We start from the raw sequence: 20,876 nt of genomic DNA, 5'->3' as shown, positions 1-20,876 counted from the left end.
CCACCCCCTTCAATACCCACGCGCCCGATCAACCTGTCCGATCATCCGCAACCCCGCCCGATGCAATCGAATATTCTCGATCACGACATCGACGGCACTCTCGGGCCGGGTAGCACTGGCGATATGCGGCGTGATGCGCACGCGCGGATGCGTCCACAAAGGATGATCAGCGGGCAAAGGCTCCGGCTCGGTCACATCGAGAATCGCGCTATCGAGCTGCCCGCTCACGAGCGCCGCCAGTAGATCCTCCTGATCCAGATGGGCCCCGCGCCCGACGTTGATGACAGAAGCGCCCTGCGGCAAGGCAGAAAAAACCCGCGCATTCAACATGCCGCGCGTAGCGTCCGTCAGCGGCAAAAGACAAATCAACACGTCCGTGCGCCCGAGAAACGCATCGAGCGAATCGATGCCCGCGTGACAATCGACCCCGTCGATCACCCGCTCCGAACGGCTCCATCCCGCGCAAGGAAACCCGAACAGACGCAGCCGCTCGAGGACGGCCGTCCCCAGCACGCCCAGCCCGAGCACGCCGATACGCCTTGACGCCGCCGCACGCACCGGCATCTCGCGCCACTCGCGCTTCTGCTGAAACCCGGCGTAGTCGAAGAGATCGCGGTGGATCGTGAGCACCGCCTGCGTCACATACTCGACCATTCCCTCGACGATGCCCGGCTCGATCATCCGCACCACCGGCACATGCGCCGGCACCCCCGACAGGTCGAACTGATCGATGCCCGCACCCACCGAAAAGATCACCTGGAGATTCGGCAGCGTGCGCGTCGGATCGTCGGGCGGCATCCACGCGGCGAGATAGCGGACGGTCGCAGGATCGCCCACGTCCGGCCACACGCGAAACGCGAGTTCCGGCGCCTTCTGCGCAAAGAGCCGCGCCCATTGTTCGCCGCGCGCGGGATCGGCTTTATAGAGAAACGTCATGGTTCAACAGATCGCCTGATTGATGATGCCGAATTGTCTGACTTCACGATCCACCGCCAGCACGCCGTTCTTCGCCATCTTCACGACCGTGTCGACGCGCGCAAGGCCAAGGCCCTCCAGCCATTCCGAAAGACCGCTGTCGCCGGGCGTGTCGATGCGCACGAACACGCCCGCGTTGAGCGCCAGCCAGTGGCTGATGAGCGCCTTCGCGCGGCTCGAATCGGCCGAGTCGGGCGCGACCACCGGTCCGATCGCATAGCCGCGACCGAAGCGGCGGAAGAGCGCGAAGCCGAGCAGTTCGCCGTCACGGTCGAGCGCGATGCCACTCGCCGCGTCGAGCAGCGCGGGCAGCAACGCGCTGCGATCCAGTCCGCTCGCACGCGAGGCCAGTTCGACGAGGCGCGGCGCATCGTTCGCGCCGATCGGGCGCAGCCGTTCGCCGGGCGGCAGCGAAACCAGCGGCGGCTGGAACGCGGCGCCCTGATGCTGATGGATCGTGCCGATCTCGCGAAAGCCGAGCTTCTCGTAGAGCGGCTTGCCCGCGGGCGTCGCGTGCAGGATGGTCGTGCGCTCGCCGAGTTCGTCGAGCAGCAGTTCCATCAGCCGCCGTCCGATGCCGCTACCCTGCCGCGAAGGCGACACGATCACCATGCCGAGCGACGCCGTATCGCGTCCGTATTTCCAGCAGAACGCCGTGCCGACCACGCCGCTCGCATCCTCGGCGACGAATCCCTTGCCCGCTTCGGCGACGAAGCGCCAGTCGTCCGCGCGATGCGGCCAGTTCAGTTCGCTCGTGAGCGCATGCGCGGCGCCGATGTCGTCGGCGGTGAACGGTCTGTACGCGGGCGCTTCGGATTGCGCTTCCTTCTCTCTCAGGTCGGACACGCCGGCCTCCTTTGTCTAAAGACTCACGCCGTCACTCTCGCATTGCAGTGCAGCGTTGACTAGGACGATCTTTCTATCGCATCGGCGTTCGCCGTGCTCGATGCGATTCGACGCAAAACAGGAAGTCGGCCGCTCCACAACGAGCGCGTTGTGCTGAATCGTCTTTTTTGTCAGCGACATATGCCGACCCAGCAGGCCTACGATTTGAGGCATCACAAGGCACGAGTCAAGGACCCACGCAATGGACAGTTTCGATCCGGCCAGCATCGTCGTGCGCGGCGGACATTTCATCGGCGGCGAGTATGTAGACGACGATGCGGCGCGCATCGACGTTGCGCGGCCTTCGGATGGCGTCGTCTACGCGTCGGTGCCGGTCGCCGACGCCGCCATGATCGACCGCGCCGTGGACAACGCCTTTGCCGCGTATCGAACGAGCGGCTGGGCACGCATGGCGCCGCGCGAACGCGCGCGCATCCTGCGGCGCTTCGCCGATCTCGTCGCCGCCGACGCCGCGACGCTCGCGCCGCTCGAAGCGCTTGGCTCGACGCGCCCGGTTGGCGATGCGTTCGCCTGGGACGTCCCCTATACGGCCGAAGGCATCCGCTTCTACGCGGAGTTCGCCGACAAGCTCGGCGGCGAAGTGATCGCGACGGATCACGATCATCTCGGCATGACGATCGCGGAGCCGTATGGCGTGATCGGTGCCATCGCGCCGTGGAATTTCCCGCTCGTGATGGCGTCGTGGAAGATCGCGCCCGCGCTCGCGGCAGGCAACGCGGTCGTGCTGAAGCCTTCGGAGATGACGCCGTTCTCGGTCCTTCGCCTTGCCGAACTCGCGGTCGAAGCGGGCGTGCCGAAGGGCATCTTCAACGTCGTGCAGGGCGACGGCCGCACGACCGGCGACGCGCTCGTGCGGCATCCGCGCATCGGCAAGGTTACGTTCACCGGCTCGACGAGAACAGGGGCGGCGATCATGGCCGCGTGCGCCGAGACCGGCACCAAGCCGGTCACGCTGGAACTCGGCGGCAAGAGCCCGCAACTCGTTTTCGCCGATGCGCCGCGCCTCGACGATGTCGCGCGCCGCATCGCGGGCGCGATCGCGGGCAATGCGGGGCAGGTTTGCAACGCGGGCTCGCGGTTGATCGTCGAACGCTCGGTCGCCGACGATCTCACGGCGCGCATTCGCCACATCTTCGCCGAACTCAAGCCGGGCACGACCTGGACGCGCGGCACGACGCTGCCGCCGATCATCTCCGAGCCGCAGGCCGCGCGCATCGAGGCCATCGTGAAACGGACGGTCGCGAGCGGCGCGCATCTCCAGTGCGGCGGCGCGCGCGCCGACGGCGGAGCGCCCGGCGCCTTCTATTCGCCGACGATTCTCTCGAACGTGACGGCGCAATCGGAAGCGGTGCGCGAGGAAGTGTTCGGCCCGGTCCTGACGGTCCAGACCTTCGATACCGAAGAGGAAGCGCTCGCCCTCGCGCAGCATCCCGACTACGGGCTTGCGGCGGGCGTCCATAGCGCGGACATCGGGCGGGCGCTGCGGCTCGTGCGCGGCATCGAGGCGGGCACGGTGTGGGTGAACCGGTACGGGCGCACCAGCGACTTCATGATCCCGACGGGCGGCTACAAGCGTTCGGGCATCGGCAAGGATCTCGGACGGCAGGCCTACGAGGCGAATCTGCGCTTCAAGAGCGTGTTGATCGACCTACGGTCTTAAGCGCCTCATGCACTGATCGCCTGCACCGCAGACTCTGCTGTGAAGGCCCCCCAAAACGCAGCGGTTGTGTTTTTGAGCGCCACGAATCAGCGACACCCGCGGTTTTTGCGCTGTTTAAATCTTCAACAGGAACGAGCTTCCCTGTTTTCGCCACTGGACTCGCCACGAGTTCACACCAACGATAGGACCATCATCATGATCGATTTCGAGCCGAAGTACATCACGTTCGACTGCTACGGCACGCTCACGAAGTTCCGCATGGCCGACATGACGCGCGAGTTGTACGCGGACCGCCTGCAGGGCGCGGATATGGAAAAGTTCGTCGCGTTCTTCTCGGGCTATCGGCGCGACGAAGTGCTCGGCGCATGGAAGCCGTATCGCGACGTGATCGTGAACGCGGTGCGCCGCGCGTGCGAGCGCATGGGCGTGGCATTCAACGAAGCCGAAGCCGAGAAGTACTACACCGCCGTGCCGACCTGGGGCCCGCATCCGGATGTCCCGGAAGGCCTGTCGCGGCTCGCCAAGAAGTACAAGCTCGTGATCCTTTCGAATGCGTCGGATGACCAGATCCAGAGCAACGTCGACAAGCTCGGCGCGCCGTTTCACAAGGTCTTCACCGCGCAGCAGGCGCAGTCGTACAAGCCGCGCATGCAGGGCTTCGAGTACATGTTCGATCAGCTCGACTGCAACCCGGAGGACGTGCTGCACGTGTCGTCTAGCCTGCGCTACGACCTCATGACCGCGCACGACATGGGCATCAAGCACAAGGCGTTCGTCAAGCGCGGTCACGAGCCGTCGACGCCGTACTACGAGTACCACGAAGTCGACGACATCGGCGGCGTCGCGACGCTGCTCGGACTGTAAGACGCCCGCGGCCCGAGGACACCCGATGAAGCTCGATTCCTATTGGCTCGACACCGCGCCCACGTGTTCGTTCGCGAGCGAGGGGCCGGTCGAAGGCCATGACGATGTCGCCGTGATCGGCGGCGGCTTCACCGGCCTGTCGGCGGCGCTCGCCCTCGCGAAGCGCGGCGCGTCGGTCGTCGTGCTCGATGCGGGGCGTCTTGCGGGCGGCGCGTCGGGCCGTAACGGCGGGCAGTGCAACACGGGCGTCGCGCAGGACTATGCGGCGCTTTACGCGCAACTCGGTGCCGAGCGTGCGCGCGGCTGTTATCGCGCGTATGCGGCGGCGGTGGAAACTGTGGAGCGGCTGATCCGCGAAGAAGCGATCGATTGCGACTACGTGGCCTCGGGCAAGCTCAAGCTCGCCTCGAAGCCGCATCACTTCGAACATCTGGAGAAGACCGCCGAGTTGATCCGGCGCGAAGTCGATCCCGACATCGAACTGATCGGACGCGAGCGCATCACGAGCGAAGTCGGCTCCGACCGTTTCTACGGCGGCCTGTTGCACAAGCACGGCGGGCAGATGCACATGGGCCGGTTCGGCATGGGCCTCGCCAACGCCGCCGCACGCTACGGTGCGCGGCTCTTCGAACATGCCGAAGTCACGTCGATCGAGAAGGACGGCGGCGCCTATCGCATCGCTTCCTCGCGCGGCGAACTGCGCGCGCAGCAGGTGCTGATCGCCACCGGCCCGTCGCGACATGGTCCGTTCGGCTGGTATCGCAGAAGGCTTGCGCCCGTGGGGTCGTTCATCGTCGTGACCGAGCCGCTGCCGCCGGCCGAACTCGCGCGCCTGTTGCCGAAGCGCCGTTCGTACACGACAAGTCGTTTGATGCACAACTATTTTCGCGTGACGCCGGATGCGCGGCTCCTCTTCGGCGGACGCGCGCGCTTCACCGCGTCCGAGCGTCCTTCCGACGAGAAGAGCGGCCGCATTCTGCAAGCGAATCTCGCGCAGATGTTCCCGAGTCTCGCGAGTGCGCGCATCGACTACTGCTGGGGTGGTCTCGTCGACATCACGGCGGACCGTCTGCCGCGCGCGGGCCAGCACGACGGCCTCTATTTCTCGATGGGCTACAGCGGCCACGGCACGCAGATGGCAACGCACATGGGCCAGATGATGGCCGAGGTGATCGGCGGCAACGCGCAAGCGAATCCGTGGCGCGAGTTCGACTGGCCCGCGATTCCCGGACATACCGGCAAGCCCTGGTTTCTGCCGCTCGTCGGCACGTACTACCGCATCAAAGACGTTTTCTATTGACTGACTGACCCAAAGACCCGATCGCAGACTCAGAACTGCGCACCCCACGTCATCCTCACGCGGAGAAGTTTCCATGACCCACGACAAATCGCTGGACGCTGTCGCCAACGCCGGCATCCGTCTCGAAGAGCTGACTCGCCGCGGGGCCTCGCGCCGCGACGTCCTGCGCGCGCTGGCCGCGGGCGGTCTAATGTCGATGACGGGCGCGGGCCTTCTCGCCGCGAGCGGCGCCGCGCTCGCCCAGGACGCGAAGCCGAAGCAGGGCGGCCGCATCCGCGTCGCGACGCAGTCCGCTTCCGCCGCCGACACGCTCGATCCGGCCAAGGGCGCGCTCGGCACCGACTACGTGCGCGCGAACATGTTCTACAACGGCCTGACCGAACTCGATTCGCATCTCGGCGCGCGGATGGCGCTTGCCGAGTCGCTCGAAACGAAGGATGCGACCGTGTGGGTCGTGAAGCTTCGCAGCGGCGTGCAGTTCCACGACGGCAAGTCGCTCACGCCCGCGGACGTGGTCTATTCGATCATGCGCCACAAGGACCCGGCGACCGCCTCGAAGGCGAAGACGCTCGCCGATCAGGTGAAGGACGTGAAGGCGACCGGCCCGAACGAAGTGACGATCACGCTCGAAGGCGCGAACGCCGACCTGCCGGTGATTCTCGCGACCTCGCACTTCCTCATCGTCAAGGACGGCACCAAGGACTTCAAGACGGCCATCGGCACGGGCCCGTTCAAGGTCAAGGAGTTCGCGCCGGGCGTGCGCACGGTCGGCGTGCGAAACGAGAAGTACTGGAAGCCGGGCATGCCGCATCTGGACGAGATCGAACTGATCGGCATCGGCGACGAACCCGCGCGCGTGAACGCGCTCCTTTCCGGCGACGTGCAGCTCATCAACGCGGTGAGCCCGCGCTCGACCGAACGCATCAAGGGCACGAGCGGCTACACGATCCTCGAAACGAAGACGGGCACCTACACCGACCTCATCGTGCGCGACGAAGGCGGCATCACCGGCACCGAGGATTTCCGCCGCGGCATGATGTACCTGATGGACCGCGAGCAGATCCGTCGCGCGGTGTTCCGCGGTTACGGCGCGATCGGCAACGACCAGCCGATCGATCCGACCAACAAGTACTACATGGCGGGCCTGCCGCAACGCGGCTTCGATCCCGACAAGGCCAAGTTCCACTTCCAGAAGGCCAAGCTCGGCAGCGCGCCGGTGCAGATCGTGGCGTCGCCGGCGGCGGACGGGTCCATCGAAATGGCGATGTTGCTGCAACAGGTCGCGCCGCAGGCGGGCCTCAACCTGCAGGTGACGCGCGTGCCCGCCGACGGCTACTGGTCGAATCACTGGATGAAGCATCCGCTCGGCTTCGGCTCGGTGAACGGCCGTCCGAGCGCGGACGTGATCTTCACGCAGTTCTTCAAGTCCGACGCACCCTGGAACGAGGCGAACTGGAAGAGCCCGCAGTTCGACCAGATGCTCGTCGCCGCGCGCGGCGAACCCGACGACGCGAAGCGCAAGAAGATCTACGGCGACATGCAGGTGCTCGTGAACCAGACGGGCGGCGTCGGCATTCCGCTCTTCCAGAGCTCGATCGACGCGCATACGACCAAGCTCAAGGGCCTCGGCTCGGTGCCGCTCGCGGGTCTGATGGGCTTCGCATTCGCGGAGAACGTCTGGCTCGAAGCCTGACGCCCGACGCGCCAGGAAGCACGCCGCACGCATGCGGCGTGCGTCCCCAACCCAGGAGGCGATACCGATGAAAGCACACGCGCAACGACTCATCGCCGCGCGCCTCGGACTCGCGCTGCTCACGCTGCTGCTGGTGTCGGCGGTCGTGTTCGCGATCACCGGGCTGCTTCCCGGCGATGCCGCGCAGCAGGCGCTCGGCCAGGCGGCCACACCTGAAGCGGTGGCTGCGCTGCGGCATCAGTTCGGGCTCGACCAGCCGGCATTGCAACGCTACTTCCAGTGGCTCGTTCATATCGTGAGCGGCAACTTCGGCACGTCGCTCTCGAACAACCTGCCGGTCAGCGAACTGATCGCCACGCGCCTGCCGAATTCGCTCGTGCTCGCCGGACTGACCGCGCTCGTCTCCGTGCCGATCGCGCTCCTGATCGGCATCTCATCGGCGATGTTCCGCGGCTCGCTCCTCGACCGCGCGCTCAACGTGCTCACGCTCTCGACGGTCGCCGTGCCCGAGTTCCTGATCGCGACGGTCGCGGTGCTGATCTTCGCGGTGAAGCTGCGCTGGCTGCCGGCGTTGTCGTATCTGTCGGAGGTGTCGTCGTTCGGCGCGCTCCTTCGCATCTACGCGATGCCCGTGATGACGCTCTGCTGCGTGATCGTCGCGCAAATGGCGCGCATGACGCGCGCCGCCGTGCTCGACCAGCTGAACGCGTCGTATGTGGAGATGGCGCTGCTCAAGGGCGCCTCGCCGATGCGCATCGTGTTGCGCCATGTGCTGCCGAACACCATCGGTCCGATCGCCAACGCGGTTGCGCTCTCGCTGTCGTATCTGTTCGGCGGCGTCGTGATCGTGGAGTCGATCTTCAACTATCCGGGCCTCGCGAGCCTGATGGTCGATGCCGTTACCAACCGCGACATGCCGCTCGTGCAGGGCTGCGTGATGGTGTTCTGCGTCGCGTATCTGGCGCTCGTGCTGATTGCCGACCTGTGTCAAATCGTATCCAACCCGAGGCTGCGTCAACGATGATCCGACCCGCCACCACGCCCCACGCCACCACCGTTCTCTATGCGGTCTCGGAGAACGAAGCCGAGGTGGCCGCGCCCGCATTGCAGGAGCCGCTGCCCGAGGCCGTCGCCGTGCGGCCCGGCATGCTGCGCCGCCTCACGCGCCGCTTTTCCGTGCTCGGCCTCATCGGCCTCGTGATCGTCGTGTTCTGGCTCGTCGTCGCGTTCATCGGGCCGCTCGTCGCGCCGTACAAGGGCGGCGTGCTCACGTCGACGGAAATCTTCGGCACGTATAGCGCCGCCTATCCGCTCGGCACCGATTATCTGGGCCGCGACATGCTGAGCCGCATTCTCTACGGCACGCGCTACACGGTCGGGCTCGCGCTCGCGGCGGCGGTGCTCGCGAGCTGCATCGGCATCTTTTTCGGGCTGATCGCGGCCGTGTCGGGCCGCTGGGTCGACGAGATCTTGAGCCGTCTCTTCGACGCGCTGATCTCGATTCCGAGCAAGGTGCTCGCGCTCGTCGTGATCGCCGCGTTCGGCTCGTCGATTCCGATGCTCACGATGGTGGCCGCGCTCGCCTATATCCCCGGCGCGTTCCGCATCTCGCGCTCGCTCGCGGTCAATCTGATGACGCTCGAATACGTGCAGGTCGCGCGGGCGCGCGGCGAAGGGCTGTTCTACATCGCGCGCGTCGAGGTGTTGCCGAACATGATCCATCCGATGCTCGCGGACTTCGGCCTGCGCTTCGTGTTCATCGTGCTGCTCCTGAGCGGACTCTCGTTCCTCGGCCTCGGCGTGCAACCGCCGAACGCCGACTGGGGCTCGCTCGTGCGCGAGAACATCGGCGGTCTCTCGGAAGGCGCGCCCGCCGTGCTGATGCCGGCCGTGGCGATCGCGACGCTGACCATCGGCGTGAATCTCTTGATCGACAATCTGCGCCGCAAGAGCGGGCGCGGGGGAGCCGCATGATGAGCATGATCGAAGTGAAGGGCCTGCGCGTGACCGGCGGCGTGTCGCCGGATGCGGTCGTCGAGATCGTGAAGGGCGTCGATTTCTCGGTGAAGAAAGGCGAGGTACTCGCGCTGATCGGCGAATCGGGTTCGGGCAAGACGACCATCGCGCTGTCGCTGCTCGGTCATGCGCGCCCCGGATGCGCGATCTCGGGCGGCTCGGTGCGCATCGGCGACCTCGACGTGCTCTCGCTCGACGAGCGCGGCCGGCGCGCGCTGCGTGCGCGCATCGTCGCGTATGTGGCGCAGAGCGCGTCGGCGGGCTTCAACCCCGCGCGCACGATCATGGATCAGGTGACCGAGCCCGCGCTCCTGCACAAGCTGATGACGCCCGCCGCCGCCCGCGAGAAGGCCATCGCGCTCTTTCGCGCGCTCGCGCTGCCGGCGCCCGAGACGATCGGCGCGCGCTATCCGCATCAGGTGTCCGGCGGCCAGTTGCAGCGGTTGATGGCGGCGATGGCGCTGATCACCGATCCGGCCGTCGTCGTGTTCGACGAACCGACGACGGCGCTCGATGTCACCACGCAGATCGAAGTGCTCGCGGCGTTCAAGAAGGTGATCCGCGAACTCGGCACGACGGCGGTGTACGTGTCGCACGATCTCGCGGTGGTCGCGCAGATGGCGGACCGCATCGTCGTGCTGAACGGCGGCACGGTGCGCGAGAACGGCACGACCGCGCAAGTGCTCGATGCCCCCGTCGATGCCTACACGCGCCAGCTGCTCGCGGCGACGCGTCGTCCCGAGCCGGAAGCGATAGCTGTATCGAAGGACACGGTGCCGCCGCTGCTCGAAATCCGCGGGCTGAGCGCGGGCTATGGGCGCATCGACAGCAAGGGTGTGCCCGCCGTGCGCGTGCTCGACGACGTCAGCCTGAAGATCGTGCGCGGCAGCACGCTCGGCGTGATCGGCGAATCGGGCTCGGGCAAGACGACGCTCGCGCGCGTGGTCGCGGGTCTCGTCGATCGCGCGCGCGGCGAGGTGCTGCTCGACGGCAAGCCGCTGCCCGCGCAGTTGTCCAAACGCACGCTCGACCAGTACCGGCGCATCCAGATCGTGTTCCAGAACGCCGATACCGCGCTGAACCCGAGCCGCACGATCGCCGATATCCTCGCGCGGCCGATGAACTTCTATCACGGCCTGCGGGGCAACGCCGCGCACAAGCGCATGCTCGAACTGCTCGATCTGGTGAAGCTGCCCGCGTCGATTGCGAAGCGCCAGCCGGGCGGCCTGTCGGGCGGACAGAAACAACGTGTGAATCTCGCCCGCGCGCTCGCCGCCGATCCGGCGCTCATCCTCTGCGACGAGGTGACGTCGGCGCTCGATACGGTCGTCGGCGCCGCGATCCTCGAACTGCTCGCCGAGCTGCGCCGCGAACTGGGCGTGTCGTACATGTTCATCAGTCACGACATCTCGACGGTGCGCGCGATCTGCGACGAAGTCATCGTGCTCTATGCGGGCCAGCGCGTGGAAGCGGGCCAGCGCGACGTGCTCGCCGCGCCGCCGTATCACCCGTACACGGGGCTGCTCGTCGATTCGGTGCCCGCGCTTCAGCCGGGATGGCTCGACGCGCGCCGCGAGATCGCAAGCGCCGTGCTGCCGCCGATGGGCGCAAGCAGCGGTCTGGGCGAACTGTGCAGTTTCCGCGCGCGCTGTCCGGTGCGCATCGACGGCAAGTGCAACGTCACGCCGCCATTGATGAAAAAGCTGCCTTCGGGCGCGGAGATCCTGTGCCATCACTCGGCTGCGGACCTGAACCGCATGCAGACCGCCGATCCGGTGGCGGTATGAGCGGACGCTTCGTGCGGGTCGCGGAACAGGGCCGCGAGACGTTCGCGATCCAGATCGACGGCGTCATGGCGCAGGCCGCCGAGGGCGACACGCTGATGGTCGCGCTCCTCACGGCGCAGGACACCTTGCGCGACTCCGAATTCGGCGACGGCCGCCGCGCCGGTTTCTGCCTGATGGGCGCGTGCCAGGACTGCTGGGTGTGGCTGGCCGACGGCCGCCGCGTGCGCGCCTGCACGACGCCGGCCGCGCCCGGCATGTCGATCGTGACGCGGCTTGCCGCCGGGGAGGGCGTATGGCCGCGCGGGTAGTCGTGATCGGGGCGGGGCCGGCGGGGGTGCGCGCGGCTCAGGCGCTCGTGGAGGCGGGGCTCGTGCCGGTCGTGATCGACGAAGGACGGCGCGACGGCGGGCAGATCTATCGACGGCAACCGGACGGCTTTTCGCGTTCGTACGACACGCTCTATGGCACGGAAGCCGGGCGCGCTGCGGCATTGCATCGCGACTTCGACGCGCTCAAGGACCGCATCGACTATCGGCCGGAGACGCTCGTCTGGAACATCGACGCGAAGCACGTGCATCTCGTTACAGGCACGCAGTACAGCGAACTCGCCTTCGACGCGCTGATCGTCTGCAGCGGCGCGACCGACCGCCTGATGCCCGTGCCCGGCTGGCACTTCGCGGGCACCTATAGCCTCGGCGGCGCGCAGGTCGCGCTGAAGTCGCAGGGCTGCGCGATCGGTGCGCGCGTCGTGATGATGGGCAGCGGCCCGTTGCTCTACCTCGTCGCGGCGCAGTACGTGAAAGCGGGCGCGACGGTCGCAGCGGTGCTCGATACGTCCACCGCGATGCAGCGCTTCCGCGCATTGCCGCAATTGCTCGCGATTCCCGCCGCGTTGAAAAAGGGCGTCGCGCTCATTGGCGTGTTGAAGCGCGCGCGCGTGCCGATCCATCGCGGTGTGACGCCGGTGCGTATCGACGGAACGACGGAACATGGCGTGGCGGGCGTGCAGGTGGCACGCGCGAACGGTGCGAAGCTGGACATCGCGTGCGACGCCGTTGCGCTCGGCTATCACCTGCGTCCCGAGACGCAACTCGCCGATCTCGCCGGCTGCGAATTCCGCTTCGACGAGGCCGCGCAGCAATGGCTCGCCCATATCGACGAAGACGGCCGCAGCAGCGTGAAGGGCGTCTATCTCGCAGGCGACGGCGCACGCGTGCGCGGCGCCGATGCAGCCGAACGCTCGGGCCGTCTCGCGGCGCTGGCGTCGCTCGCCGACCTCGGCATCCGGACCGCGAGCCTCGCGCCCTTGCGCGCCGATCTCGCGCGCTTCACGCGCTTCGCCGCCGGCTTGCGCGCCGCGTTTCCGTGGCCTGCGCGTTTCGCCGCGAGTCTGCCCGACGACACCATCGTGTGCCGCTGCGAAGCGATCACGGCCGGAGAACTGAGGCGCGTCGTGCGCGAGACCGGCGCGGCGGAAGCGAATCGCGCGAAGGCGTTTTCGCGCGTCGGCATGGGACGTTGCCAGGGGCGTTTCTGCGCTCACGCTGGCGCCGAAGTGATCGCAGCGGAAGCGCGCGTGCCCTTGTCCTCGGTAGGTCGCTTGCGCGGACAGGCCCCCGTCAAGCCACTGCCCGTGGCATTGGAAGCGGACATCGAAGAGGAGAGCGCGCAATGAGCGCAGAAGCGGACGTGATCGTGATCGGCGGCGGCATCATGGGAACGTCGACGGCGTTCTTCCTGAGGCGCCGCAAGCGTTCCGTGATCCTGCTCGAACGCGGCCTCACGGGTCAGCAGGCCAGCGGCGTCAACTTCGGCGGCATTCGCCGGCAAGGACGCGCGCTGCCGCAACTCGCGATGGCGAATCGCGCGCTCGACACGTGGCGGCGCTCGAAGGAACTGCTCAACGAGGACGTCGAGTTCCTTGCGTCGAGCCATACGCGCGTCTGCTATCACGCGCACGACGCCGAATACTTCGACCGTTACGCGGCCGATGCGCGCGCCTATGGCCTCGACCTCGACGTGCTGCATGGCGCGGCGATGTTCGAGCGCTTTCCGTTTCTCGGACGCGAGGTGCTCGCCGCGTCGATCTCGCCGTTCGACGGCCACGCGAACCCGCGCCTCGCCGCGCCCGCCTTCGCGCGCGCGGCCGCGCGGCTCGGCGCGCGCATCGTCGAGAACACGGAGATCGTGCGCGTGGAGCGCGAGGGCGGCGGCTTTCGCGTCGAGAGCGCGGCGGGCGACGTCTATCGCGCGGCGCAGCTCGTGATCTGCGCGGGCGCGTGGGCGAGCGCGCTTACGCAGCAATTCGGCGAGCCGGTGCCGCTCGTCGCGCGCGGGCCGCAGATGGCGGTGACCGAGCCGGTCCCTTACGTGTTCCGGTCTTCGATGGGCGTGTACACGTCGGTGAAGGCGGAGAGCATCTATTTCCGGCAGATTCCGCGCGGCAACATCATCGTGGGCGGCGGCCCGCCCGGTCCCGCCGATGCCGCCACGTGCCGTGCGTCGGTGCTGCCGCACAACACGGTGGGCCAGCTCGCGCAATTGCGCCGCCTCGTGCCCGCGATGGCGCCGCTCAACGTGATTCGGGTGTGGAGCGGCGTCGAGAGTTATCTGCCGGACTCGGAGCCGGTGATCGGGCCGAGTTCGAAGGTCGATGGTCTCTTCTATGCATTCGGGTTCAGCGGTTCGGGCTTTCAGATCGGGCCGGGCGTGGGCGAGACGCTGGCCGAACTCGTCGATACCGGCGCGACGCCGATCCCGCTCGATTCGTTTTCCATCCGGCGGTTTGCCCTCGCACCGTCTACACCGGTGCTTTCGACATGATGTCTACCAGGACGGCGGCTCCGCTCGACGAAGCGCTCGCTTTCATCGAAGCGCATTTCGACGAGCCCGTGCGGCTTGCGCAACTCGCCGAGTTGTCGGCGCTTTCGGTTTCGCGGTTTGCGACCGTGTTCCGGCAGCAGGTGGGTTTGTCGCCGTATCGGTATCTGTGCGGCGTGCGGATCCGGCGTGCGCAAGCGCTCTTGCTCGCCGGCGTGCCGGGGTCGGTCGTTGCGGCCGAGGTCGGCTTCTTCGACCAGAGCCATTTCGCCAGGCACTTCAAGCGGTTTTGCGGAATGACGCCGAGTTCGTTCTTGCAGAGCGCGGGGCGGTAGGGAGATCGGACGAGCGTGGTTGCTGTTATGGAAGCGCAGGTTTCAGCACGCCCCGGTTACGCTCCATACCCCACGATTCCCTTCACTTCCAGGAACGCCTCCAGACCCCATTCGCCGTACTCGCGGCCATTGCCCGACTGCTTGTACCCGCCGAACGGCGCACCCGCATCCCACGACGGATAGTTCAGATAGACGCTGCCCGCGCGCAACCTGAGCGCCACACCGCGCGCGCGCGTCAGATTCCCGGACTGCACATAGGCCGCAAGCCCGAACGGCGTATCGTTGGCGATCGCGACGGCATCGTCCTCGTCGCGATACGGCATGATCGCGAGCACCGGCCCGAAGATTTCCTCGCGCGCGATGGTCATCGAAGGACGCACGCCGGCGAACACCGTCGGCCGCACGTAATAGCCGCGCTCGAGACCCGCCGGACGCCCGGGTCCGCCCGCCACGACCTGCGCCCCTTCGTCGATGCCGATCGCGATCAGCCGCTCCACGCGCTCGAACTGAAGCGCGCTGACGACCGGCCCCATCGTCGTGCGCTCATCGTCGGCCGGACCGACGCGATGCGCCTCGGCCGCGCGACGCGCAATCGCCACCGCTTCTTCGTGACGCGCCTCGGACACGAGCATGCGCGTGGGCGCATTGCACGACTGCCCGCTGTTGCCGAAGCACGCATTGACGCCCGCAGTCACGGCCGCTTCGAAATCGACGTCGTCGAGCAGGATGTTCGCCGACTTGCCGCCCAGTTCCTGATGCACGCGCTTGACGGTCGGCGCCGCGAGTTTCGCGATCTCGACGCCTGCGCGCGTCGACCCGGTGAACGACACCATGTCGACCTCCGGATGCGCCGCGAGCGCGGCGCCCACGGTCGGTCCGTCGCCGTTCACGAGATTGAAGACACCGGGCGGCACGCCCGCCGCGTCGAGTATCTCCGCGAACAGCACGGCGTTCAGCGGCGACACTTCGCTCGGTTTCAGCACCATCGTGCAGCCCGCCGCGATCGCGGGCGCGGCCTTGCAGACGATCTGGTTGATCGGCCAGTTCCACGGCGTGATCAGCGCGACGACCCCGACCGGCTCGTGATTGACGAGCGTCGTGCCCTTTTTGCGCTGCCACTGGAACGTCTCGCACGTGCGGATCAGTTCTTCCAGATGACGCCGCCCGATGCCCGCCTGCCATGCATGCGCGAGCGCACGCGGCGCGCCGATCTCGCGCGAGATCGTGTCGCCCAGTTCGTCGTGGCGCGCCATGAAGGCGTCGAGGATGCGGCGGATCAGCGCCAGGCGTTCAGCGGGTGTCGTCTGCGAGAACGATGCGAACGCGCGCCGTGCCGCCGTCACCGCGCGATCGACGTCGGCGGGCGTGCCCATCGCCACTTCGGCAAAGGCTTCTTCCGTACAGGGATCGATGACGGGCAGGCGCGCCGGGCCGGACGGCTCGACCCACTCGCCGTCGATATAGAACTTCAGTGCATGGTTCATGCGCAAGGGTGTCACTCAGAAAGGTTCAGGCGCGCGCCGCCGAAGAAGAACGCCGGCTCACGACGACGATCATCACGAGGCATAGCGTCAGCGCGGTCAGCATCGTGCTGATCGCGGCGATGGTCGGATCGATTTCGTCGCGCAGCGTCACGAACATGCGGCGCGTGAGCGTCTGGTTCGATCCGCCCGAGACGAACAGCGCGACGACCGTCTCATCCAGCGCCTGGATGAACACGAACACCGCGCCGGAAATCACGCTCGCCTTGATCTGCGGCAGCGTGACGGTCATGAAGCTGCGAAAGCGGTTCATGCCGAGGCTGCGCGCCACCATCTCCTGCGTGCGGTCGAAGGTACGCAGGTCCGCGCCGACCGAAATCAGCACATACGGCAGGCCGAGCATGGTATCGGCGAGAATCAGCCCGCCGAGCGTATTCACGTAGCCCGCCTGCGAATACACGAAGAACACGCCCACCGCGACGATGATGATGGGCACCATCAGCGGCAGCATCAGGAGCGTGCGCAGATAGCGCATGATCCAGTGCGTGCCGTTCTGGATCGCGTAGGCGGCGGCGACCCCGAGCGGGGTCGCGATCAGCGCGGCGCACACGGAAGCGGTGAGCGTCGTGCGCGCGGCGTCGATCCACGCGGGGTTGTCGAAGAACGAGTGATACCAGCGCAGCGAATACGCGGGCGGCGGGAAGGTCATGAAGCGCGTGTCGGAGAACGACAGCGGCACGACGATCAGCACCGGCACCATCAGGAAGAGGAGAATCAGCGCGACCGTCGCGCCGAGCATGATGCGTCCGAACGAGAAGCGCTTCATTTCGCCCCCAGGGTCTTTTCGAGCGGCACGACGCGGCTCGCGGCATAGAAGATCGCGAATACGCAGATCAGAAGGACGACGCTCACTGCGCTCGCCGCGCCCCAGCTGTTGTAGATCTCGACGTTGCGGCTCACCACCATCGACACCATGATCGACTTGCCGCCGCCCATCAGTTCGGGCGTGATGTAGAAGCCTAGGCACAGCACGAACACGAGCGTGACGCCCGCGAACACGCCGCTCATCGAGAGCGGCAGGAACACGCGCATGAACACGTGCAGCGGCGAGCCGCCGAGGCTCGCGCCCGCCAGCGAAAGATTCGAAGGGATTTTTTGCATCGCCGAATAGAGCGGCAGGACCATGAACGGCAACAGGATGTGCACCATCGCGATGATCGTGCCGAACTGGTTGTAGGCAAGCTGCACGGGCCGGTCGATCAGGCCCATCGCCAGAAGCGACTTGTTGATCATGCCGGTGCGTTGCAGCAGCACGAGCCACGCGTAGGTGCGCACGAGGACGCTCGTCCAGAACGGCAGGATCACCATGCCGAGCACGAGTGCGCTCAGCTTCGGTGACAGCGAGGCCGCGAAGTACGCGACCGGATAGCCGAGCAGCAGCGTGATGACCGTCACGATGATGCTCAGCTTGAAGGTCAGCAGGAACGTGTCGAGATAGGCGCCCGTGAACATGCGCCGATAGTTTTCGAGCGTGAAGCCGTCGTGATAGATCGACTGCCACGACAGCCACGCGAGCGGCACGAGCAGCAGCACGACGATCACGAGGAGCGCGGGCGTCATCAGGAGAAGCATCGTGCGGTCCTCGCGGCGCTGGTAGCGCAGCCCGGGATCGGACTCGGTGGCCTGCATCAGTGTGGGTCCTTCGAATATCCGCTTGGCAGTCGTCATGATGCACCTGATAGCATGGGTCACGCACCTATGGCGTCGAGAATCTGATACCACGCGGCGACGAGCCTCACACCCGGCGCGCGCAGCGAATGAAACGGCACCGGCCTGAGCCCCGGCGCACCGAGCAGGGAAAGCTCGGGTGTCTCGCCGAGCGCGAGCGCGGCGGCATGCTGGCCGAGCAGGCTCGCCATCGCGACACCCGCGCCGTTATACCCCAGACAAAAGGTCGTGGCATCGTCGCTGCGTCCAACATGCGGCAGCGAATTGAACGTCATGCCGACATAACCCGACCAGCGATAGTCGATCCGCACCTCCGCGAGATCGGGAAAGAGCGACACCATCGCGCGCTGCAGCGCATCGAAGCCGGTCATCTGTCCTTCCTTGCCGAACGCGTCGCGTCCGCCGAACAGCATGCGCCCGTCCACCTTGCGGAACCACTTCATCATGCGCCGCGTCTCGGTGTAACTGCGGCGCTCGACCATCAGGCGCGCGTCGAGATCGGCGGGAAGGCGCTCGGTCGCGATCATCGCGCTGCGAAACGGCACGAGTTCACGCTGATAAGGCGCGGTCGCCGAAGTGAGGTCGGAGTAGGCGTTGGTCGCGACGATCACCTGCTTCGCGCGCACCGTGCCGCCCGGCGTGACGAGCGTGACCCGCGCATCGCCCGACGCGCGATGCATCTTCAGCACCGGCGTCGATTCGCAGATCGGCACGCCGCGGGCCGTCATGCCGCGCGCGAGCCCGCGCACGTATTCGAGCGGCAGGATCGTGCCGGCATCCGCGCTCAGCACGCCGCCGACGAAGCCCTTCGAACCCGTCTCGCGCTCGACTTCGGCGCGCGATTGCACGGTCATCGACGTATCGTTGAGCGTCGTGCGCACCCAGTCGGCCTCGGCGCAGATCGCCGCAAGCGCGCGTTCCGTATGCGCGCAGCGCAGGCTGCCCGTATGTTCGAAGCGCGCGCGGCCGATCCCGAATTCGTCGACGAACGATTCGACCACCCGCACGCCCTCGTGCGCGAGCCGGTGCATGCGCTTCGCGGTATCGAGGCCGTGCAGCGTGTGGATCGTGGGAAACGACAGCCTGAATTTCGACGACACCACGCCGCCATTCCTCCCGCTCGCGCCCCAGCCGACCGGGTTCGCATCGAGCACGACGCACTCGACGCCGCGCTTTTGCAGCGCATAGGCGGCGGAGAGCCCCGAATAGCCCGCGCCGATGATCGCGACCTCGACATCGAGGTCGCGCGCAAGCGTAGCGCCCGCGCTGAACGGCGCATCGGAGGCGAGCGCGCGCCAGAGCGTGTCCGGGAGCGGTCGTTTCGGAGTCGGCGCGAGCATGGGATCAGGCGGCCTGACGCGCTTCGGCTTCGACCGCATCCGCGAGCGCCGCGAGCGTCGCGAACGTGAAGCTCGGCGTCGTGACGGCCTCGGGGACCGGCGTCGCGCCGAAGCCCTTCTGGTTCTGACGGCGCTGGATCCAGCAGGTCGAATAACCGAGCTGCGTCGCGATGCCGATGTCGTGGTACTGGCTCTGCGCCGTGTGCAGGATCTCGCCGAACTTGTAGCCGAACGCCGCCTGACGGCCGCGGTTGTACGCGAAGAATTGCGGATCGGGCTTGGCGACGCCCGTTTCGTCGCAACACACGGTGTCGTCGAACGGGTCGCCGAGCGTGTGCGCATACGCCGACAACGCCACGCGGTCCGCATTCGTCATCGCGACCAGGCGATAGTGCTTGCGCAGGCGCTTCAACGCGGCGACCGAATCCGCGAACGCGGGCCATTCGAGCACGTCGCGCTGGAAGGCGGCGGCCGATTGCGGATCGTCGGGCAGACCGAGTTCCTTTGCGAGCGACAAGTAGACGTTCGCCATCTCGTGGCTCGAACGGCCGGGATACGTGGCGCGGCCGCGCATGTACGGCTCGAAGATCTGGTCGTCGGTCAGGTCCTTCGCCGCCGCGCCGCCGAGACGGCGCACGGAGGCGAGCACGCCGCGCTCGAAGTCGATCAGCGTGCCGACGACGTCGAACGTCAGGACCTTGAAATCGGTGAGCTTCATGAAATCATCCTTGTGCAGTTTGCTATGAATCGGGAAAGGAATGCCCGAAGCGCGGGCGGCTAAAAATGCGGAAAAGGTTTCAGGCAGGCACGACGATCGTGTCCTGCGGATCGAGCACGACGCTCATCTGCGCACCGGGTTCCGGAATGCGCCGGCGCGCTTCGTGGCTGCCCGGCTGCCTGAGACTGATCGGCGTGCCGTCGGCGAGCACGGCGAACACGCGCAAGCTTTCGCCCTGATACAGCACCTCGGTCACGCGGCATGAGAGACGGTTCACGCCGTTCATCGCATCGCCGCTGTCGATCACGAGCTTTTCCGTCTGCACCGCGAGCAGCAGCTTCTCGCCGCGCGGCAGCGGATGCGCGGTACGCAAAACGGTATCGCCGAGACGCACGGCATCGTCGCCGGCGCGCGTCACGTCAAGCAGCGTCGCCTCGCCGATGAAGCTCGCGACGAACGCATCGCACGGACGGTCGTAAAGCCGCTCGGGCGTGTCGATCTGCACGAGCCGGCCGTTCTTCAGCACGGCGACGCGGTCGCTCATCGTGAGCGCCTCGCGCTGGTCGTGCGTCACATAGACGATCGTCGCGCCGAGCTTGCGGTGCAGCCTGCGCAATTCGATCTGCATGGTCTCGCGCAACTGCTTGTCGAGCGCGGAAAGCGGTTCGTCCATCAGGATCAGTTGCGGCTCGAAGACCATCGCGCGGGCGAGCGCCACGCGCTGACGCTGGCCGCCGGAAAGCTGGCCGATGCCGCGGTTCTCGTAGCCCGCGAGTTCGACCATCGCGAGCGCATCGGCGACCTTCTTGGCCCACGTCGATTTCGGCTGGCGCCGGGCGCGCAGCGGAAACGCGACGTTCTCGCCGACGCTCATGTGTGGGAACAGCGCATAGTTCTGAAACACGATGCCGATGTCGCGTTTGTGCGGCGGCGCAAATGTAATGTCGCGCTCGCCGACCCAGACCGCGCCGGAACTCGGCTGCACGAAGCCGCCGAGGATGCCGAGCAGCGTGGTCTTGCCCGATCCCGAGGGCCCGAGCAGCGACACGAATTCGCCGGGGGCGATGTCGAGCGAAACGTCGTCGAGGGCCACGACCGGGCCGTAACGCTTCGCTGCCGATCGGATCGAAACACCTGTTTTCGCTCGTGCGTCCATTGCGTTTTTGTCTCGCTGAGAAGCCTGCGTTGAAGAAAATATAGGCCGCGTCTTTTTTGGCGGCAATTCCCAAATTGTTGGATCAGGCATAACATCA

At 66.8% G+C, this 20,876-nt stretch carries 19 protein-coding genes; 11 read left to right on the top strand and 8 right to left on the bottom strand.

The features are described from left to right. Positions 1-9: 9 nt before the first annotated feature. A complete protein-coding gene (locus AWB66_RS06745) occupies positions 10-936 on the bottom strand; it encodes a 2-hydroxyacid dehydrogenase (protein WP_087629510.1) in 927 nt (308 codons plus the stop codon). Positions 937-939: 3 nt separating this feature from the next. After that, a complete protein-coding gene (locus AWB66_RS06740; protein WP_235021015.1) occupies positions 940-1,821 on the bottom strand; it encodes a GNAT family N-acetyltransferase in 882 nt (293 codons plus the stop codon). 241 nt (positions 1,822-2,062) lie between these two features. On the opposite strand from AWB66_RS06740, the gene AWB66_RS06735 reads away from it, so the two are divergent. The 11 genes from AWB66_RS06735 to AWB66_RS06685 all read left to right on the top strand — a co-directional run bounded on the left by AWB66_RS06735 (position 2,063) and on the right by AWB66_RS06685 (position 14,356). Then, positions 2,063-3,541 carry an aldehyde dehydrogenase family protein gene (locus AWB66_RS06735; protein ID WP_087629509.1) on the top strand — a complete coding sequence of 493 codons (1,479 nt, stop codon included), beginning with the start codon at positions 2,063-2,065 and terminating at the stop codon, positions 3,539-3,541. Positions 3,542-3,736: 195 nt separating this feature from the next. Continuing rightward, positions 3,737-4,405, top strand: coding sequence for a haloacid dehalogenase type II (locus tag AWB66_RS06730; protein WP_087629508.1), 669 nt, complete (start codon positions 3,737-3,739; stop codon positions 4,403-4,405). A 25-nt stretch (positions 4,406-4,430) separates the two neighbouring features. Further along, positions 4,431-5,705 carry an NAD(P)/FAD-dependent oxidoreductase gene (locus AWB66_RS06725; RefSeq protein ID WP_087629507.1) on the top strand — a complete coding sequence of 425 codons (1,275 nt, stop codon included), beginning with the start codon at positions 4,431-4,433 and terminating at the stop codon, positions 5,703-5,705. Positions 5,706-5,778: 73 nt separating this feature from the next. Further along, positions 5,779-7,398, top strand: a complete 1,620-nt coding sequence (locus AWB66_RS06720) for an ABC transporter substrate-binding protein (RefSeq protein ID WP_087629506.1) — start codon at positions 5,779-5,781, stop codon at positions 7,396-7,398. 67 nt (positions 7,399-7,465) lie between these two features. Further along, a complete protein-coding gene (locus tag AWB66_RS06715) occupies positions 7,466-8,422 on the top strand; it encodes an ABC transporter permease (RefSeq protein ID WP_087629505.1) in 957 nt (318 codons plus the stop codon). Next, on the top strand, positions 8,419-9,372 hold the full coding sequence (locus tag AWB66_RS06710; protein ID WP_087629504.1) for an ABC transporter permease: 954 nt from the start codon (positions 8,419-8,421) through the stop codon (positions 9,370-9,372). The genes AWB66_RS06715 and AWB66_RS06710 overlap by 4 nt, the downstream gene beginning before the upstream one ends. Then, positions 9,372-11,201 carry an ABC transporter ATP-binding protein gene (locus AWB66_RS06705; protein ID WP_087629503.1) on the top strand — a complete coding sequence of 610 codons (1,830 nt, stop codon included), beginning with the start codon at positions 9,372-9,374 and terminating at the stop codon, positions 11,199-11,201. The genes AWB66_RS06710 and AWB66_RS06705 overlap by 1 nt, the downstream gene beginning before the upstream one ends. Beyond that, positions 11,198-11,509, top strand: coding sequence for a (2Fe-2S)-binding protein (locus AWB66_RS06700; protein WP_087629502.1), 312 nt, complete (start codon positions 11,198-11,200; stop codon positions 11,507-11,509). Before AWB66_RS06705 ends, AWB66_RS06700 begins: the two co-directional genes overlap by 4 nt. Beyond that, positions 11,494-12,876 (top strand): FAD/NAD(P)-dependent oxidoreductase, encoded by a 1,383-nt coding sequence (locus AWB66_RS06695; protein WP_087629501.1) that lies wholly within the window; start codon positions 11,494-11,496, stop codon positions 12,874-12,876. Before AWB66_RS06700 ends, AWB66_RS06695 begins: the two co-directional genes overlap by 16 nt. After that, positions 12,873-14,024: an NAD(P)/FAD-dependent oxidoreductase gene (locus AWB66_RS06690; protein WP_087629500.1), complete on the top strand. Its 1,152-nt coding sequence runs from the start codon at positions 12,873-12,875 to the stop codon at positions 14,022-14,024. The genes AWB66_RS06695 and AWB66_RS06690 overlap by 4 nt, the downstream gene beginning before the upstream one ends. Further along, positions 14,024-14,356 (top strand): helix-turn-helix domain-containing protein, encoded by a 333-nt coding sequence (locus AWB66_RS06685; protein ID WP_087629499.1) that lies wholly within the window; start codon positions 14,024-14,026, stop codon positions 14,354-14,356. The genes AWB66_RS06690 and AWB66_RS06685 overlap by 1 nt, the downstream gene beginning before the upstream one ends. Before the next feature lie 56 nt (positions 14,357-14,412). Here AWB66_RS06685 and AWB66_RS06680 read toward each other — a convergent pair whose 3' ends face one another. The 6 genes from AWB66_RS06680 to AWB66_RS06655 all read right to left on the bottom strand — a co-directional run bounded on the left by AWB66_RS06680 (position 14,413) and on the right by AWB66_RS06655 (position 20,779). After that, positions 14,413-15,840, bottom strand: a complete 1,428-nt coding sequence (locus AWB66_RS06680; RefSeq protein WP_087629498.1) for an aldehyde dehydrogenase family protein — start codon at positions 15,838-15,840, stop codon at positions 14,413-14,415. A 25-nt stretch (positions 15,841-15,865) separates the two neighbouring features. Then, a complete protein-coding gene (locus tag AWB66_RS06675) occupies positions 15,866-16,663 on the bottom strand; it encodes an ABC transporter permease (protein WP_087629497.1) in 798 nt (265 codons plus the stop codon). Then, a complete protein-coding gene (locus AWB66_RS06670) occupies positions 16,660-17,565 on the bottom strand; it encodes an ABC transporter permease (protein WP_087629496.1) in 906 nt (301 codons plus the stop codon). Before AWB66_RS06670 ends, AWB66_RS06675 begins: the two co-directional genes overlap by 4 nt. 20 nt (positions 17,566-17,585) lie before the next feature. Next, positions 17,586-18,905 carry an NAD(P)/FAD-dependent oxidoreductase gene (locus AWB66_RS06665; RefSeq protein WP_087629736.1) on the bottom strand — a complete coding sequence of 440 codons (1,320 nt, stop codon included), beginning with the start codon at positions 18,903-18,905 and terminating at the stop codon, positions 17,586-17,588. A gap of 4 nt (positions 18,906-18,909) precedes the next feature. Beyond that, on the bottom strand, positions 18,910-19,623 hold the full coding sequence (locus AWB66_RS06660) for an HAD-IA family hydrolase (RefSeq protein WP_087629495.1): 714 nt from the start codon (positions 19,621-19,623) through the stop codon (positions 18,910-18,912). 79 nt (positions 19,624-19,702) lie between these two features. Next, on the bottom strand, positions 19,703-20,779 hold the full coding sequence (locus AWB66_RS06655; protein ID WP_087629494.1) for an ABC transporter ATP-binding protein: 1,077 nt from the start codon (positions 20,777-20,779) through the stop codon (positions 19,703-19,705). Between the last annotated feature and the right edge of the window lie 97 nt (positions 20,780-20,876).

It is taken from the genome of Caballeronia telluris (genome assembly GCF_001544495.1).
Taxonomy (GTDB): domain Bacteria; phylum Pseudomonadota; class Gammaproteobacteria; order Burkholderiales; family Burkholderiaceae; genus Caballeronia; species Caballeronia telluris.
This window is presented reverse-complemented; position numbering and strand designations above follow the sequence as displayed.